Annotated in this window: 12 protein-coding genes; 5 read left to right on the top strand and 7 right to left on the bottom strand. The window is 68.5% G+C overall.

The window, feature by feature from the left end; translation table 11 throughout:
- Nucleotides 1-5: 5 nt before the first annotated feature.
- The gene (locus OZ403_RS16420) at nucleotides 6-1034 is read right to left on the bottom strand and encodes a GGDEF domain-containing protein (protein ID WP_140798288.1); all 1029 of its coding nucleotides are present in this window, start codon (nucleotides 1032-1034) and stop codon (nucleotides 6-8) included.
- A 45-nt stretch (nucleotides 1035-1079) separates the two neighbouring features.
- On the bottom strand, nucleotides 1080-1358 hold the full coding sequence (locus OZ403_RS16415; RefSeq protein ID WP_140790994.1) for a glutaredoxin family protein: 279 nt from the start codon (nucleotides 1356-1358) through the stop codon (nucleotides 1080-1082).
- 21 nt (nucleotides 1359-1379) lie between these two features.
- On the opposite strand from OZ403_RS16415, the gene OZ403_RS16410 reads away from it, so the two are divergent.
- Nucleotides 1380-2534, top strand: coding sequence for a DUF4388 domain-containing protein (locus OZ403_RS16410; RefSeq protein WP_268784578.1), 1155 nt, complete (start codon nucleotides 1380-1382; stop codon nucleotides 2532-2534).
- A gap of 8 nt (nucleotides 2535-2542) precedes the next feature.
- Here the strand turns inward: OZ403_RS16410 and OZ403_RS16405 are convergent, their stop codons facing one another.
- On the bottom strand, nucleotides 2543-4003 hold the full coding sequence (locus OZ403_RS16405) for a penicillin-binding transpeptidase domain-containing protein (RefSeq protein WP_268784577.1): 1461 nt from the start codon (nucleotides 4001-4003) through the stop codon (nucleotides 2543-2545).
- A 120-nt stretch (nucleotides 4004-4123) separates the two neighbouring features.
- On the opposite strand from OZ403_RS16405, the gene OZ403_RS16400 reads away from it, so the two are divergent.
- Together OZ403_RS16400 and OZ403_RS16395 are read left to right on the top strand one after the other, a co-directional pair.
- The gene (locus OZ403_RS16400; protein WP_140790989.1) at nucleotides 4124-5041 is read left to right on the top strand and encodes an ABC transporter permease; all 918 of its coding nucleotides are present in this window, start codon (nucleotides 4124-4126) and stop codon (nucleotides 5039-5041) included.
- Nucleotides 5038-5946: an ABC transporter ATP-binding protein gene (locus tag OZ403_RS16395; protein WP_140790987.1), complete on the top strand. Its 909-nt coding sequence runs from the start codon at nucleotides 5038-5040 to the stop codon at nucleotides 5944-5946. Before OZ403_RS16400 ends, OZ403_RS16395 begins: the two co-directional genes overlap by 4 nt.
- A 30-nt stretch (nucleotides 5947-5976) precedes the next feature.
- On the opposite strand, the gene OZ403_RS16390 is transcribed toward OZ403_RS16395, so the two are convergent.
- Complete coding sequence (locus tag OZ403_RS16390; RefSeq protein WP_268784576.1) at nucleotides 5977-6207, bottom strand: sulfurtransferase TusA family protein; 231 nt, start codon at nucleotides 6205-6207, stop codon at nucleotides 5977-5979.
- A 196-nt stretch (nucleotides 6208-6403) separates the two neighbouring features.
- Here OZ403_RS16390 and OZ403_RS16385 point away from each other — a divergent pair, with 196 nt between their 5' ends.
- Nucleotides 6404-8383, top strand: a complete 1980-nt coding sequence (locus OZ403_RS16385) for a DsbA family protein (RefSeq protein ID WP_268784575.1) — start codon at nucleotides 6404-6406, stop codon at nucleotides 8381-8383.
- Between the two features lie 86 nt (nucleotides 8384-8469).
- Here the strand turns inward: OZ403_RS16385 and OZ403_RS16380 are convergent, their stop codons facing one another.
- Nucleotides 8470-8865 carry a RidA family protein gene (locus OZ403_RS16380; protein ID WP_171410346.1) on the bottom strand — a complete coding sequence of 132 codons (396 nt, stop codon included), beginning with the start codon at nucleotides 8863-8865 and terminating at the stop codon, nucleotides 8470-8472.
- A 70-nt stretch (nucleotides 8866-8935) separates the two neighbouring features.
- Nucleotides 8936-11158 (bottom strand): RelA/SpoT family protein, encoded by a 2223-nt coding sequence (locus OZ403_RS16375; protein ID WP_140790979.1) that lies wholly within the window; start codon nucleotides 11156-11158, stop codon nucleotides 8936-8938.
- A gap of 145 nt (nucleotides 11159-11303) precedes the next feature.
- Here OZ403_RS16375 and OZ403_RS16370 point away from each other — a divergent pair, with 145 nt between their 5' ends.
- A complete protein-coding gene (locus OZ403_RS16370; RefSeq protein ID WP_237078327.1) occupies nucleotides 11304-12419 on the top strand; it encodes an FHA domain-containing protein in 1116 nt (371 codons plus the stop codon).
- 95 nt (nucleotides 12420-12514) lie between these two features.
- Here the strand turns inward: OZ403_RS16370 and OZ403_RS16365 are convergent, their stop codons facing one another.
- Nucleotides 12515-14230, bottom strand: coding sequence for a serine/threonine-protein kinase (locus OZ403_RS16365; RefSeq protein ID WP_268784574.1), 1716 nt, complete (start codon nucleotides 14228-14230; stop codon nucleotides 12515-12517).
- Between the last annotated feature and the right edge of the window lie 102 nt (nucleotides 14231-14332).

Below are 14332 nucleotides of genomic sequence, written 5' to 3'. Positions count from 1 at the left end.
CACCCTCACACCGACAACCGGGAGGTGCTCCCGACCATCCGGCGAAACTCACGCACGCGTCGCATGTCCTGCTGCGCCGCGCTCAACAGCTGCGTGGGCGTGCCCACCGAATCCGGGAAGCTCACCGTTCCCAGCTCCAGTGACGTGCGCACCACCTTCCCCTCCACCTGGAAGCGGGCCGTGTCGAAGCGCGCCGCCACGCGGGATACCACCTCCTGAACCGACTCCGCGGGCGTTCCCGGGAGCATCAGCGCGAATTGACAGTCACCCACCCGTGCCACTGCGTCCGCGTCGCGCACCGTCTGCCCCAACACCACCGCGCTGTACACGAGCAGACGCTCCGCCATGCCTCGTCCAAACTCCTTGCGGAAGGCCGACCAGCCCCCCACTTCCGCCGCCACCACGGAGAATCCGCCGCCGTAGCGTTCCGCCCGCCGAGCCTCCAGGCTGATGAACTCCAGCAGGAAGGGCCGGTTGTAGAGCCCCGTCACCGGGTCATGAAGCGCCTGGGCCGTGCCGGCCTCCTCCCCCGCCGCGGCCCGCAGCACCGCGTCCTTCAGCTTCAGCTGGGCGTGAAGCTTCGTCGCCAGCTCCGAGCCACTGCCCGAACGAGGCACCAGGTCCACGCACTGCCCCCGCTCCAGGCAGTACTGCCGGGCCTCGGCGTCCCGCTCATCCACCAGGTAGAGCAGCGGCACCGCGCCATGGCTGAGCTGCCGCAACCGGCGCGCGACCTGGACGGCCGCGAAGTCAGGCGCCTGCGCGGCCAGCAACACCGCTGCCGGGCGGATGACCTCGAAGAGTGGCACCGCCGCGTCGAAGCGCGTCACCGGCACCACCCGGAAGCCGGCCTCCGCCAGGAGCAACCGGGTCCGCTCCAGGTCTGCTGCTCGTGGCTCGACGACGAGCACGGTGGGCGGCTGTCCGGCCTTGCCCACTCGCTTCCTTCGCACACCCACCGTTCCACCTTCCCGCGTGAACTTTTCTCTGCCGCTTTTCGAGGCCCACCCCGGATTTACAGCCTCGAACCCCATCCTGACTTCCTCATCCCCTCGGATTTACTAGAGAAGGGAAGCTGGCTACCCATTCTGGGCAGCGGATTTAGCAATGGCTGTGCCACCTTTGACCTCATGCAGCCGCGCCTCGAACTCCGCGGCGTCCACGCGGTGCTTGAAGGCAGGCACCCCCTCGATGACGACCACGGGGATGTCGTAACGCCAGGCGGTGAAGGCCTCCGCGTCCTCCAGGATGGAGATGATCCGCAGCTCGAAGGGGATGCGAGCGCGCACGGACTCCACGACGGCGGCCGCCTTGTCACAGAGAGAGCAATTGGGTTTCGAGTAGATATCGACGCGCATGCGGGGCAGGATGAACGGTTAATGCGTGGCTTGTCTGGCGACTTCTCGACGATGCCTCTCAAGGACCTCGTCGTCTATCTCGGGAACCGGCGAGCGACGGGGTCCCTGAAGGTGGAGCGTGGGGACGTGCGCAAGCAACTCGAACTGCGCGAAGGCCATGTGGTCAGCGCCAGTTCCAACCAGCCGCGCGAGTTCTTCGGTCAGTTCCTCATCAATATGGGGCACCTGACTGAGGACCAGTTGGAGAAGGCTTTTTCGACCCAGGCGGAGACGCGCATCTTCCTGGGGAAGATTCTGGTGATGACGGGGCTGGTGCCGGAAGCCACCGTGCGCGGCACGCTCAGCCACAAGTTCCGGGAGATGATTCTCGACGCCTTCCATTGGGAGGACGGCGACTTCGTCTTCGAGGCGGCGGACACGGCGCCGGAGGTCGCGGGCCTGGAAGTCAGCGTGGACCTGCTGGACGTCCACCGCGAGGGCGAGTTCCGGGAGACGGCCTGGCAGGCCATCCGCGCCGTCTTCCCGTCCGGCGCGGTCCGGCTCACGGTGGACGAGCGCAAGCTGCCCGAGCGAAAGCCCGGGAGCATGGACGAGCGCATCGTCCAGCTCATCAAGGAAGGCCTCACCATCGACGGCATCGCGCTGGCGCTGCACGCCACGGACTTCTTCCTCTACCAGCGGCTGTATGCGCTCTACCGCCTGGACGCGGTGAAGGTGTCCGACGAGCCGCCCGAGTCCGAGATGTCCGTGGTGGAGGAGGAGGGCGGAGAGCGGGGCATCATCGGCTCGGAGACGTCGTCGGACGAGGTGCTCCAGGCCGCGCAGCTCTTCCTCGACGCGGGCAACGCGCGGGACGGCGAGGCGCTGGCGCGGCGGGCGCATGAGATGTCGCCCTCCCCCCGCACGGCGGAGTTCGTCAAGTCGGCCCAGGAGAAGCTCCTGGTGCACCTGCGGCGGGAGCTGGCCGACCCGCCCAGGGTCCCCACGCTCCAGGTCGCGCCTGGGCATCTGAAGACGCTCCAGCTCGCCGCGCCGGAGCGCTACCTGCTGTCACGCATCGATGGACGGCGCGACGTGGCCGCCATCGTCCACGTGTCGCCGCTGCAGGAGCTGGATGCGCTGAAGTTCTTCGCCGGCTTCGTGGACGCGGGGCTGGTGAAGCTGACGCCGCGCTGACGGACGCCTCAGTGCTTGCCGGCGGCGGAGGCCGGGGCCGTCATCTCCACCGGCGCGGGCAGCCGCTCCAGGCCCAGCCGGAGCGCCTCGCGTCCCAGCCAGGTGCCCCGGATGCGCCACTTCGGGTCATTGACGATGATGGCCGCCACGGCGACGCGCGGGTTGTCCTTGGGCGCGAAGCCCACGAACCACGAGTAGTCGCGGAAGGGCTCGCGGTCCGCCAGTGAGCCTGTCTTGCCCACGGCGGCGTCCACGCGGAAGCCGCGCTCGCGGAACACGGCGCGCGCGGTGCCGCTGGTGACAGTCTCCTCCAGCATCACCGTGAGGGCCTTCGCGGCCTCGGGCGTGAGGACGGGCTCGCCTTCCACCGGGAGCAGCGGCGCCGGGCCCTCGGGCTCGAAGAGGATGGGGTCCACCCAGCGGCCCTCGTTGGCGGCCACCGCGGCGACGAGCGCGCCGTGCAGCGGGGACAGGTACACGTCCCCGAAGCCCGCGCCCGTGTTGGCCAGACTGAACGTCTCCTCGGGGATGGCGGCGAGCGACACATCCGTCGGCACGGGGAACTCAATCTCACGGTTGAAACGGAAGCGGGCCGCCATGCGGCGCAGCGAGTCCACCGTGAGGTGCTTGTTCGTCAGCTTGGCGAAGATGACGTTGGCGCTCTTGCCCATGGCCAGCGCCAGCGAATAGCAGGAGCCGTCCCGCTCGCTGTCCTGCAGGTGCTTCTCGGAGATGCGCCGCTTGCCGCCGTGGAAGCACTCTTCAGTCTCCGGTGTGACGCCGGCCTCCAGCAGCGCGCCGCCGGTGACGATCTTGAAGACGCTGGCCGCGGGGAACACCGCGCGAACCGGCAGCCCTCGCAGCTCCGGCCGCGCCGCCGAGTGCTCCGCCAGCGCCAGCACCCGCCCGGTGGACGGCTCCAGCACCACGGCCGCGCCGTAGGGCGTCTCGTAGTTGCGGAGGATCTGCGTCAGCGACGCTTGCAGCACCGGGTCGATGGTGAGCTGCTTCTTCTTGCCGCCCTTCTCCTTCACCACCAGCTTCCCGCCCTCCAGCGTCGCGCGGGCCATGAGGTCCGCGGACCTGGCCAGCGGCTTCACCGTGGCGATGGGCGGCGCCTTCTCGCGCGAGGGTACGGGCATCGGGGGAACCATCCCCGGCTCCGCGGCCAGCGCCGCCAGTCCTCCGTCCGGCGACTCGCCCCCGAGCACCGCGGCGGCGGAGACGGCGACGGAACCTGAAGTCCCCGCGTCTGTCTGGGCGGTATCCTGGGACGCCGTGGCGGAGCCCGACATACCCGCGTCCGTCTGGGCGGCCTGCGACGCCGTGCCAGGGGCGGCGACCACCGCCCCTGCCCCACCGTCTTCGGAGGCACCGGCGGACGTGGGTTGCTCCGGCTCGGTCGCTCCAATGACGAGGACCAGGGGGAGCAGCGCGGCGGCGGACAGGAGACGGCGGTGGAAGCGCATTGCTACGGGGGGCTCCGGGGGGTGAGCGACGCCTGGATCCTACCGGCTGGGGGCGCGCTGTCCACGGATGCCTCCCTGGTCGCTTCCGCCACTCGGTGAAATCAGAAACTTGGCGGAGGGGTGTGCATCTCCGCTAGGTTCGCCCACACTTTGGACGGATTGAAAGAAACGGTGGTCATCTGGAGCGCCGAGCTCCGCCGGGCCGTGCGCAGTGGCCGGACGGTGGTGCTGCTCGGCCTCTACAGCATGTTCTCCGCGTTGGTGCTGCTGGTGGTCGGCTGGCTCGCGGGCGAAGTCCGCAGCGCCGTCGCCAAGCAGTTGGAAGGCGCGGGCGCGGATTCGAGCGCCTCCGTGCAGATCAACGAGGAGATGCGCAAGGGCGTGCTGGGATTCCTCACCAGCAACGACTCCGCGATGATCGAGGCCCTGGCGCAGGTGCCGCTGGAGGTGTTGATCGTCTTCAAGATCACCCTCTTCTTCCTGCCCGCCTACATCGCGCTGATGGGCTTCGATCAGATCAGCGGTGAAGTGGGCCCACGCTCCATGCGATACCTCACGGTGCGCGCGCGGCGCTCGTCGGTGCTGCTGGGCAAGTTCCTGACGCAGGCGACGCTGCTGCTCGGCTTGGTGCTCATCATCGACCTGGCCATCTTCGTCTACGCCCGCGTGGCCAACCCGGACTTCAGCTTCGCCGCCGTGGCGCTCAACCTGCTGAAGTTCTGGCTGGCGGCCATCGTCTTCTCGCTGGCCTACGTGGCCCTCACGACGCTGTGCTCCAGCATGTTCCGCTCGCCAGCGGTGAGCCTGGTCTTCAACTTCATCCTGCTGTTCGTCTTCTGGCTGATGGACACCATCGGCCGGGCCTCGGGTGACACGGGCAACCTGCGCTTCCTGCGCTACCTGTCCCCGTCGTACTACGCCAGTGACTTGCTGCATCCGGGCCTGGCGCAGTTCGGCGCGAGCGGAGCCGCCTACGCGGTCTTCGCGTTCGTCTTCCTGATGGCGGCCTACGGCATCCTGCGCGCGAGGGACCTGTGAGCGACGTGGCCATTGAACTGTTCGGCGTCTCCAAGCGCTTCGGCCCCAAGGTCGCCGTCAACGGCGTCAGCTTCTCCGTGCCCAAGGGCGCGGTGTACGGGCTCATCGGCCCCAACGGCGCCGGCAAGACGACCACCTTCTCCATGATGTGCGGCTACCTCTACCCGTCCGAGGGCTCGCTCAAGGTCATGGACGTGGACCCCACCACCCCGGGCGCCCTCAAGGGCCGCCTGGGCGCGCTGCCGCAGGACGCGGTGCTGCCGCCCGGATGGGAAGTGGGCGCGCTGCTGACGTACTGGGCGCGGCTGTCCGCCCTGGCCGAGCCGGAGCGTGAGGCGCGCGAGGCCCTGGACAAGGTGGGCCTCATGGAGGCCTGGAACGTCCAGACGCAGGCGCTCAGTCACGGCATGGCCAAGCGCGCCGCCATGGCCCAGGCCCTCATGGGCAGCCCGCCGCTGGTGCTGCTGGACGAGCCCACCGCCGGGTTGGATCCACGCATCGCCGCCCAGGTGCGTCAGGTCATCCGCGACATGAAGGGCCGCCAGACGGTGGTGGTCTCCAGCCACAACCTCCAGGAGCTGGAGGAGTTGTGTGACGCGGCCGCCATCCTCGACAAGGGCACGCTCGCCCAGGCGGGGAGCATGAATGAGCTCACCGGCCAGGGCGCCGAGTTCCGCGTCCAGATCGCCCGTGGCAGCGTCATCATCCCGGAGCTCACCATGATGCCCCATGTCACGGACGCGCGCATGGAGAGCGACACCGTGCTGCGCGTGCGCTTCAGTGGCGGCATCGCGCCAGAAGAGGTCATCAGCCAGGTGGTGCGTCACCTGCTGCAGCACGACGTGCTCATCCTGGGCGTCAGCCGCGGCCAGCGCCTGGAAGACCGCGTCCTGCAGATGCTCTGAAGCAAGGCGTGGGCTGTGGCGGCAGGCGGCTCACCCCGCCTTGCGCACCCAGCCCACGTAGAGGGTCTCCCGGCGCTCCATGCGGACCAGTGGATTCCCCGTAGCCTCGCACCATGCGGGAAGGTCCGCCTCCAACCCGCGATCCGTGGAGATGAGCTCCACGAGCGTCCCTGGCGCCAGGGCTCTCATGGCCTTGGCGAGTTCCAGGATGGGCATGGGACACAAGGCCCCCCGAGTGTCGATGCGCACGGCGGCGTCCATGATCGAGACTCTGACGGAATTTTTCCGAAGTCTCCCAAGTTTTGGGGCCCCTGAGGGGGCGCGGCTCCCTGGAAGGCCAGAGCGGCTTGCTTGCGCGTCTGGAATTCCCTCTGTTAAGACCGCCGCCCTCTGCCCTCGTTGAAAACCCGCTCGGGCCCACAATGCCGGCCCCATGGCGAAGGAGCAAGACCCACTCATGAAGCCCAATGTCATCGTGGCCCTGCTGGTCGGCCTGGTGCTCGGGTTCGTTGGCGGCCGCGTCACCACCGGCCCGTCCACGAAGTCCGAAGTCGCCAAGGCCGCACCGAACTCTCCTGCCGCCGCCCCGGCGCCCGGTGGACGCCGACCGGTGGATCCCACCGTGTTCAAGGTGCCCATCGAGAACTCGCCGACCCACGGTAGCGCCGACGCGCTCATCACCGTGGTCGAGTTCTCCGACTACGAGTGCCCCTTCTGCAGCCGGGCGAACGTCACCATCGAGAAGATCCAGGAGCAGTACGGCAAGAAGCTCCGCGTGGTGATGAAGCAGAACCCCCTCTCCTTCCACCCGCGCGCCAAGCCCGCGGCCATCGCCGCGATGGCGGCCGGCGAGCAGGGCAAGTACTGGGAGTACCACGCCAAGCTCTTCGCCAATCAGAAGAAGCTGGATGACGCGTCCCTGGAGCAGTACGCCAAGGAGCTGGGCCTGAACCTGGACAAGTGGAAGGCCGAGCTGGGCAACCCCAAGTTCCAGGACATCATCACCCGCGACCAGGCCCTGGCCACCCAGCTGGGCGCCAGCGGCACCCCGGCCTTCTTCATCAACGGCCGCTTCCTGTCGGGCGCGCAGCCCATCGCCAACTTCCAGGCCCTCATCGACGAGGAGCTGGTCAAGGCGGAGAACCTGGTGAAGGGCGGCGTGCCCGCCTCGCAGGTGTACGCGAAGATCATCGAGAAGGGCTCCGAGCGCGCCGCGCCCAAGGCGCAGCAGCAGCAGCAGCAGCCCGCCGCCACGGTCCGCAAGGTGGAGGTCCCCTCGGACTCGCCCTCCTTCGGCCCGGCCACCGCCAAGGTGACCATCGTCGAGTGGTCTGACTTCGAGTGCCCCTTCTGCAGCCGCGTGGGCCCCACCCTGTCGAAGATCAAGGACGGCTACGCCAAGGACGTGCGCGTGGTGTTCCGTCACCAGCCGCTGCCCTTCCACCCGAACGCGAAGGTGGCCGCCGAGGCCTCGCACGCCGCGCACGAGCAGGGCAAGTTCTGGGAGTACCACGACAAGCTCTTCGCCAATCAGAAGGCCCTGGATCGCGCCTCCCTGGAGAAGTACGCGCAGGAGCTGGGTCTGAACGTCGCCAAGTTCAAGGCCGCCCTGGATTCGGGCAAGTTCAAGGCGAAGGTCGAGGCCGACATGGCCGCCGGCAGCGCCCTGGGCGCCAACGGCACCCCGACGTTCTTCATCAACGGCCGTGAGTTCGTCGGCGCGCAGCCCTTCGAGGCCTTCAAGCGCGTCATCGACGAGGAGATTGGCAAGGCGGACAAGCTGCTCGCCGCCGGCACCAAGCCCGAGGAGCTCTACGCCAAGCTGAACGCGGAGAACGTCGCCAACGCCCCGACGGCGGCCGCCGCGGCCCCTGGCGCCCCCGCCGAGCCCCCGGTCCAGAAGGTGGACGTGGGCAACGCCCCGGTGAAGGGCGCCAGCAACGCGCCGGTCACCATCGTCGCCTTCTCCGACTTCGAGTGCCCCTTCTGCAGCCGCGTGGTGCCCACGCTGAAGCAGTTGGAGGACCAGTACGGCGGGAAGATCAAGGTCGCCTTCAAGAACCAGCCGCTGCCCTTCCACGCCAACGCCAAGCCGGCCGCCGCCGCCGCGCTGGCCGCGCACGAGCAGGGCAAGTTCTGGGAGTACCACGACAAGCTCTTCGCCAATCAGCGCGCGCTGGACCGCGCCTCGCTGGAGAAGTACGCGCAGGAGCTGGGCCTGAACATGAACAAGTTCAAGGCCGCGCTGGACCAGGGCAAGTTCAACGCGCAGATCGAGGCCGACATGGCGCAGGCGTCCAGCGTGGGCGCCAACGGCACCCCGACGTTCTTCATCAATGGCCGCACGCTCGTGGGCGCCCAGCCCGTCGACGCGTTCAAGCGCGTCATCGACGAGGAGCTGAAGAAGACCGGCGGCGCGGTGGCCGACTCGAAGTAGTTCCCGCTGGGGCCCTGGTGCCCTGACGCGACAAAGGCCGTCGGACTCCTCTGAGTCCGGCGGCCTTCGTCATTCCAGCCCTTGCTTCAGGAGACGGCGATGGCGTCAATCTCCACCTTGGAGCCACGCGGCAGCGCGGACACCTGCACGGTGGCGCGGGCCGGCGGCGCGCCGGTGAAGTAGCGGCCGTAGACTTCGTTCACCCGGGCGAAGTCGCCCAAATCGATGAGGAAGATGGTGCAGCGCACGACGTGGGAGAAGTCCAGCCCGCTGGCGGCGAGCACGGCCTTCAGATTCTCCATCACCCGCTCCGCCTGCGCGACGACGTCGCCCTGCACCATCTCCATGGTGGCGGGGTCGAGGGGAATCTGACCGGAGAGGAAGGTCATCTTCCCGGCGTCCACCTGCACCGCCTGGGAATACGGGCCAATGGCCTTGGGGGCCTGGTCGGAATGGATTGCCTTGCGAGCCATGCGGCGCACCTCGGGGTGAGAGCGGCCCGAATCGGGCCGCCGGGGTTTCCGGGCGCTCTACCACGAAAGACGAAGGCGGTTAGATGCGCTCGACCGAGTAGACGCCCTGAAGCCGCTCGATGGTTCGCATCAGGTCGGTGAGCTGCTTGAGGTCGGAGATGATGACCTCGAAAGTGTTCACCGCCCGGTCATCTCCGGTGGCCCGGCAGTTGGCCTGGGAGATGTTGACGCCCTTCTTGGAGAAGGTGTTGGTGATGTCCGCCAGCAGGCCCGGCCGGTCCGCGGTGAGGATGCGCAAGGTGACGGGGCGCTTGAAGTCGCCCCGGACGTCCCACGACACGTCCACGCGCCGCTCGGGATCCGTTGCCAGCGCCTTTTCACAGCCGACCGTGTGAACCGTGACGCCCCGTCCCCGGGTGATGAAGCCAGCGATGGGATCTCCGGGGACGGGGTTGCAACACCGCCCGAAGCGCACGAGGACATCGTCCACGCCGCCAATCTGCACGCCGCTGCGGTTGCTGCGGCCCACCAGCCGCTTCGCCAGGTCGGTGACGCGGGACAGGCCCGGCAGCACCGAGTTGCCCGTTCCACCGGAGGACGCCGAGACGGCGGTGTTGGCGTCCCCGCGAGTCCCCGCCTCCGCGGCGTTGAGCTTCTCCTGAGGGACGAGCCGGTGCGACAGCTGCTGCGGCGTCACCTTGCCGTAGCCAATGGCCACCAGCATGTCGTCTTCCACGCGGAAGCCCAGGTCCACGGCGGCCTTCTTCATCTCGCCGGACTTGAGCAACCGGTTGAAGTTGAGCTGGAAGCGCTTGAGCTCGCGGTCCGCCAGCTCGCGTCCCAGTTGCAGGCTCTTCTCCCGCTGCTGCTGCTTGATGAAGCCACGGATGCGCTGCTGCGCCCGGCTCGTCTTGACGAAGGTGAGCCAGTCCTTGGACGGGTGCTGCTGGGGGCTGGTGAGCACCTCCACCGTGTCCCCGTTCTTCATCTTGTAGCGGAGCGGGACGATCTTCCCGTTCACCTTGGCGCCCACGCACCGGTTGCCCACGTCCGAATGGATGGCGTAGGCGAAGTCCACCGGCGTGGCGCCGCGAGGCAGCGAGCGCACGTCGCCCTTGGGCGTGAAGACGAAGACCTCGTCGGTGAAGAGGTCCACCTTCACCGTCTCCAGGAACTCCTTCGGGTCCTTCAGGTCCTGCTGCCACTCCATCAGCTGCCGCAGCCAGGCGAACTTCTCGTCATCCTTGGAGATGACGGCCTTGCCCTCCTTGTACTTCCAGTGCGCGGCGATGCCTTCCTCGGCGATCTTGTGCATCTCCGAGGTGCGGATCTGCACCTCCACGCGCTCGCTGAGCGGACCGATGATGGTCGTATGCAGCGACTGGTACATGTTGGGCTTCGGAATCGCGATGAAGTCCTTGAAGCGCCCCGGCACCGGCTTCCACATCTCGTGCACCAGACCGAGCGCCTCGTAACAGGAGGGCGCGGTGGGCGCGATGATGCGAAAGGCGATGATGTCGTGGATCTGATCGAAGTCGATGCCCTGTGACTTGATCTTCTTGTAGATGCTGTAGACGTGCTTGAAGCGGCCGCTCACCTCGCCCTTCAGCCCGCGCTCGGCCAGCTTGGAGCGGATGAGGTCGCACGTGTCCTCGATGTACTTCTCCCGCTCCTTCTTGCGCTTGTTCAGCTTCTCCTGGAGCGCGAAGAACTCCTGCGGTTTGACGTAGCGGAAGCTCAGGTCCTCCAGCTCCGTCTTGATCCAGGAGATACCGAGCCGGTTGGCCAGCGGCGCGTAGATGTCCAGCGTCTCCTGCGCGATGCGGGCCTGCTTCTCCTCCGACATGTGATCCAACGTCCGCATGTTGTGCGTGCGGTCCGCCAGCTTCACCAGGATGACGCGGATGTCCTGCGCCATCGCGATGATCATCTTCCGGAAGTTCTCCGCCTGCTTCTCCTCCTGCGACAGGCTGGCGGACGCGGAGAACTTGGACAGCTTGGTGACGCCGTCCACCAGATTGGCCACTTCCGAACCGAAGAGCTCCGTCAGCTCCTCCGCGGTGGCCAGCGTGTCCTCAATGGTGTCGTGAAGGAGTCCGGTGACGATGGACGCCTCGTCCAGCTTGAGCTCGCCCAGGATGCCGGCGACCTCGAGCGGGTGGACGAGGTAGGGCTCGCCTGACTTCCGAAGTTGACCCTGATGGACCTTGGCCGAATAGACGTAGGCCTTCTTGATGATGTCCAGGTCGGGGTCGGGGTGGTACTGGGAAACCCGTTGGAGGATGTCGTTCAGGCGAATCATCGAATGAGGAGCAATCGTAACTTTGCACCAACGGAGGGGCAACGTTGCCCCACACCTGGACGTCACATCCCTCTGGGACACCCCAGTTGGTGCGTTCGCTTTCGTTGACCCGGTGTTTTACGGCCCCGTAGATTCGCCTCCGCTCATGTCACAGCTCCTGCTGTCCTCCCTCGCCGTGGTCTGCCCGAACTGTGACGGGTACAACTCACCTCGCGCGGCTGCATGTGTGCTCTGCGGCCAGGCGCTCGGCGAACCCGCCGCCACGAAGCCGCCCCTGGCCGTCGCCCGGCCGGGTACGCCGACCGGCAGCCGGCCGGTCGCGGTGTCCAATTTCCCCGGCGGCAAGGTGGCGGAGCCGGTGGTTCCGCCCGCTCCCAGCGCCATTCCGCCGGGCCTGCGCCCCTCTGCCCGGACGCCGCCCCCCACCGCCGCGGGCCTGACAGTGGAACGGCCGCCGCAGCAGCGCACCCCCACGGCGCCCCCGGGCATCATGGCCCGCACGGGCGGCACGTCAGGCCCGGCCACCACCCGTCCGCCCCCGCCGGTTCCGGACAGCGCGATGCCCGGCCGGGCCGGCGCGGCCACCACGGCGCCCCGCCCTGCCCCTCCGGCCGCCTCCCGGTTCGGGCTCGCGGTCATCGCGGGCTCCGCCCGGGGTCAGCGCTACAAGCTGCCTGTCACCGGGTGCGTCGTGGGCCGCCAGCGCGGCGCCATCCTCTTCGCGGACGACGCCTTCGTGTCGCCCCTACACGCCACCTTCCTGGTGAAGGATGGCGCGCTGTACGTGCGGGACGAGTCCAGCGCCTCGGGCGTCTTCGTCACTGTTGGGGGCACGGAAGCCCTCACCCCGCGCACCCTCTTCAGCGCGGGCCAGCGGCTGTTCCGTTTCACGGGCCGACTGGAGCCCCAGCCCCCCGTGACGGGACGACCCGTCATCTATGGCGCCCCGGTGCCACTGGGGCAGGCCGTCTACGGTGTGGAGGAGATGCTCGTCGGTGGCCGGGCGGGACGCGCGGTGATGACGGCGGCGCCGCTGCTCACCATCGGACTGGCCCACTGTGACTTGAGCTTCCCCGGCGACGAGGGCCTCGCGGGCCGCCACTGCGAGCTGTCCCCCACGCCCACCGGTGCCCTGCTGAGGGACTTGTCCGGAGGCCTGGGCACCTATGTGCGCCTCGCGAGCGGCGTCGAGCGTCCGCTGCGTCCGGGAGACCGCGTCCGCCTGGGACAGCACGTGCTTCAGGTGGAGACGCTGGGCTGACGCGGGGCAGGCTGTGCCGTGGGGCATACGCCCTGAAGCCATGAAGCTTCGTGTCCCAGGGCGGCAGGCCGACACCGCCCCTCGGGGCTCACCCGTCAGGGCGACGTGGGCTGCGCCAAGGTGCCGCTCAGGCGCTGCTCGATGAGGGCACGCGCCTTGGAGGAGGGCTGCTCGCGCAGGTGACGATTCCACCAACCCCGGGCCTCTTCCTTGTCCGGGTTCTGCCGGTGCCAGTAGACCTCGCCCAGCTTCAGGGCCAGCTCCGGGTCACCACTGCGGCTGAAGGCCTCGCGGTACTTCGTCGCCGCAAGCCCCACGTCCGCGCGCTGCAGTGCCTTGTCACCCTCTCGCGCCAGCTCCAGCGCGCGCTCGACGTTACGCGCGCCCGAGACAATGGCCCGGTCGTAGAGCGGCACGTCGGGGCTCGCGCCCACGGCGGAGTTGTTGGCCCCCGCTGGCACCGGCGCATTCGTGGGCAGCGCGTAGGGCAGGTCCTGCACGCCTCCGCTGCCCGCGCCCGTGAAGAAGTAGTAGGCGAAGAAGCCCAGCGCGGCGACCACCAGCAGGATGGTCAGCGACTTGAAGAAGAACGCCACCCCGCTGCTGCCGCCGGCACCCGGCTGCGTGTGGACCAGCGAGTCCGTGTGCTCACGCGTGGCGGCCCTCGCGTCGGCGTTCGCGGGCAACGGCTCGAGCACACCCGGCAGGGCGCGCACCGTGGCCTCCATGGTCACTTCGTTGCCCCACCCGGTCAGCGTGGAATCCCGGACATCACTCTGCGGACCGGCGGCGGACTTGCGCGGCAACGGCGCCAGCACCGCCGACGAGTTGGCCGCGCGCCGCGGCGCCGAGTCCATCCGGCGGCGTTCCTTGTCCACGGCCTGCAGCTCGGCCTTGAAGGCCTCGGCGCTGGCGGGCCGGTCCGCCGGGTTCTTGGACAGCGCCCGGAGGATGAGCCGCTCCATGGCCGGAGAGATTCGCGCGTCCGGCCGGCGGCGCGTGGGCGGCGGCGGCTCCTCGGTCAGGTGCTTGGTGGCGAAGCCCACCGCCGAGTCCGACTCGAAGGGCAGCAAGCCCGTCATCAACTGGTAGAGGATGACGCCCACCGCGTACAGGTCCGAGCGGTGGTCGAGCTGCGAGCCCCGCGCCTGCTCGGGCGACATGTATTCGGGGGTGCCGCACACGAAGCCCGCGCGGGTGAGCGCCGGACCGTCGTCTGTGGAGTCGGTGATCTTCGCGATGCCGAAGTCCAACACCTTGACGAAGTCGGGCTCGTTGCGCCGCGGCTCCACCATGATGTTCTCGGGCTTGAGGTCGCGGTGGATGACGCCGGCGCCGTGCGCGTCCGACAACGCGCTCAGCACCTGGCTGACGATGCGCACCACGCGCCCCTCGTTCAGGGGCCACTCGCGGCTGAGAATCTGGTGCAGGTCCTGCCCCGCCACGTACTCCATGGCGATGAACAAGGCCCCGTCCTCGGCCTGGCCGAAGTCGAGCACGCTGATGGAGTTGGGGTGGTTGAGGCGGCTGGCGGCCTTGGCCTCGCGCTGGAAGCGCGCCACGGTGCGCTCGTCCGACAGGAGCGTGTGCCGCAGCACCTTCAGCACCACCACCTTGTCCAGGGAGAGCTGCCGGGCGCGGAACACCTTGCCCATGCCGCCCTCGCCAATGAGGGCTTCGACCCGGTACTTGTAGGCAATCGTCTTGCCGACGTACTCGTCCGCATCGGGCGTACGCACGAGGGTCGCGCCACAGGCGGGACAGAAACGGGAAGATTCTTGGGCGTCAGCGCCGCAGGAGGGGCAGTGCAAGGAAACGATCCCCAAAGGGGTGGGACACCGACTTCATCACGCCGCTCGGGTGGGGGGCAAGCCGCGTGCAACGCAAGTCGAGCAACCGGCCCCCGGCCCTGG

The organism is Myxococcus sp. NMCA1 (assembly GCF_026810205.1).
Classification (GTDB): Bacteria; Myxococcota; Myxococcia; order Myxococcales; family Myxococcaceae; genus Myxococcus; species Myxococcus xanthus_A.
Note: the sequence above shows the minus strand (reverse complement) of the source record. Positions and strands in the feature narration are given on the sequence as shown.

Excerpts from the sequence above, each read along its gene's own strand:
- OZ403_RS16420 (WP_140798288.1), bottom strand. The coding sequence starts at position 1,034 with ATGGGGTTCGAGGCTGTAAATCCGGGGTGGGCCTCGAAAAGCGGCAGA.
- OZ403_RS16415 (WP_140790994.1), bottom strand. The coding sequence starts at position 1,358 with ATGCGCGTCGATATCTACTCGAAACCCAATTGCTCTCTCTGTGACAAG.
- OZ403_RS16410 (WP_268784578.1), top strand. The coding sequence starts at position 1,380 with ATGCGTGGCTTGTCTGGCGACTTCTCGACGATGCCTCTCAAGGACCTC.
- OZ403_RS16405 (WP_268784577.1), bottom strand. The coding sequence starts at position 4,003 with ATGCGCTTCCACCGCCGTCTCCTGTCCGCCGCCGCGCTGCTCCCCCTG.
- OZ403_RS16390 (WP_268784576.1), bottom strand. The coding sequence starts at position 6,207 with ATGGACGCCGCCGTGCGCATCGACACTCGGGGGGCCTTGTGTCCCATG.
- OZ403_RS16385 (WP_268784575.1), top strand. The coding sequence starts at position 6,404 with ATGAAGCCCAATGTCATCGTGGCCCTGCTGGTCGGCCTGGTGCTCGGG.
- OZ403_RS16375 (WP_140790979.1), bottom strand. The coding sequence starts at position 11,158 with ATGATTCGCCTGAACGACATCCTCCAACGGGTTTCCCAGTACCACCCC.
- OZ403_RS16370 (WP_237078327.1), top strand. The coding sequence starts at position 11,304 with ATGTCACAGCTCCTGCTGTCCTCCCTCGCCGTGGTCTGCCCGAACTGT.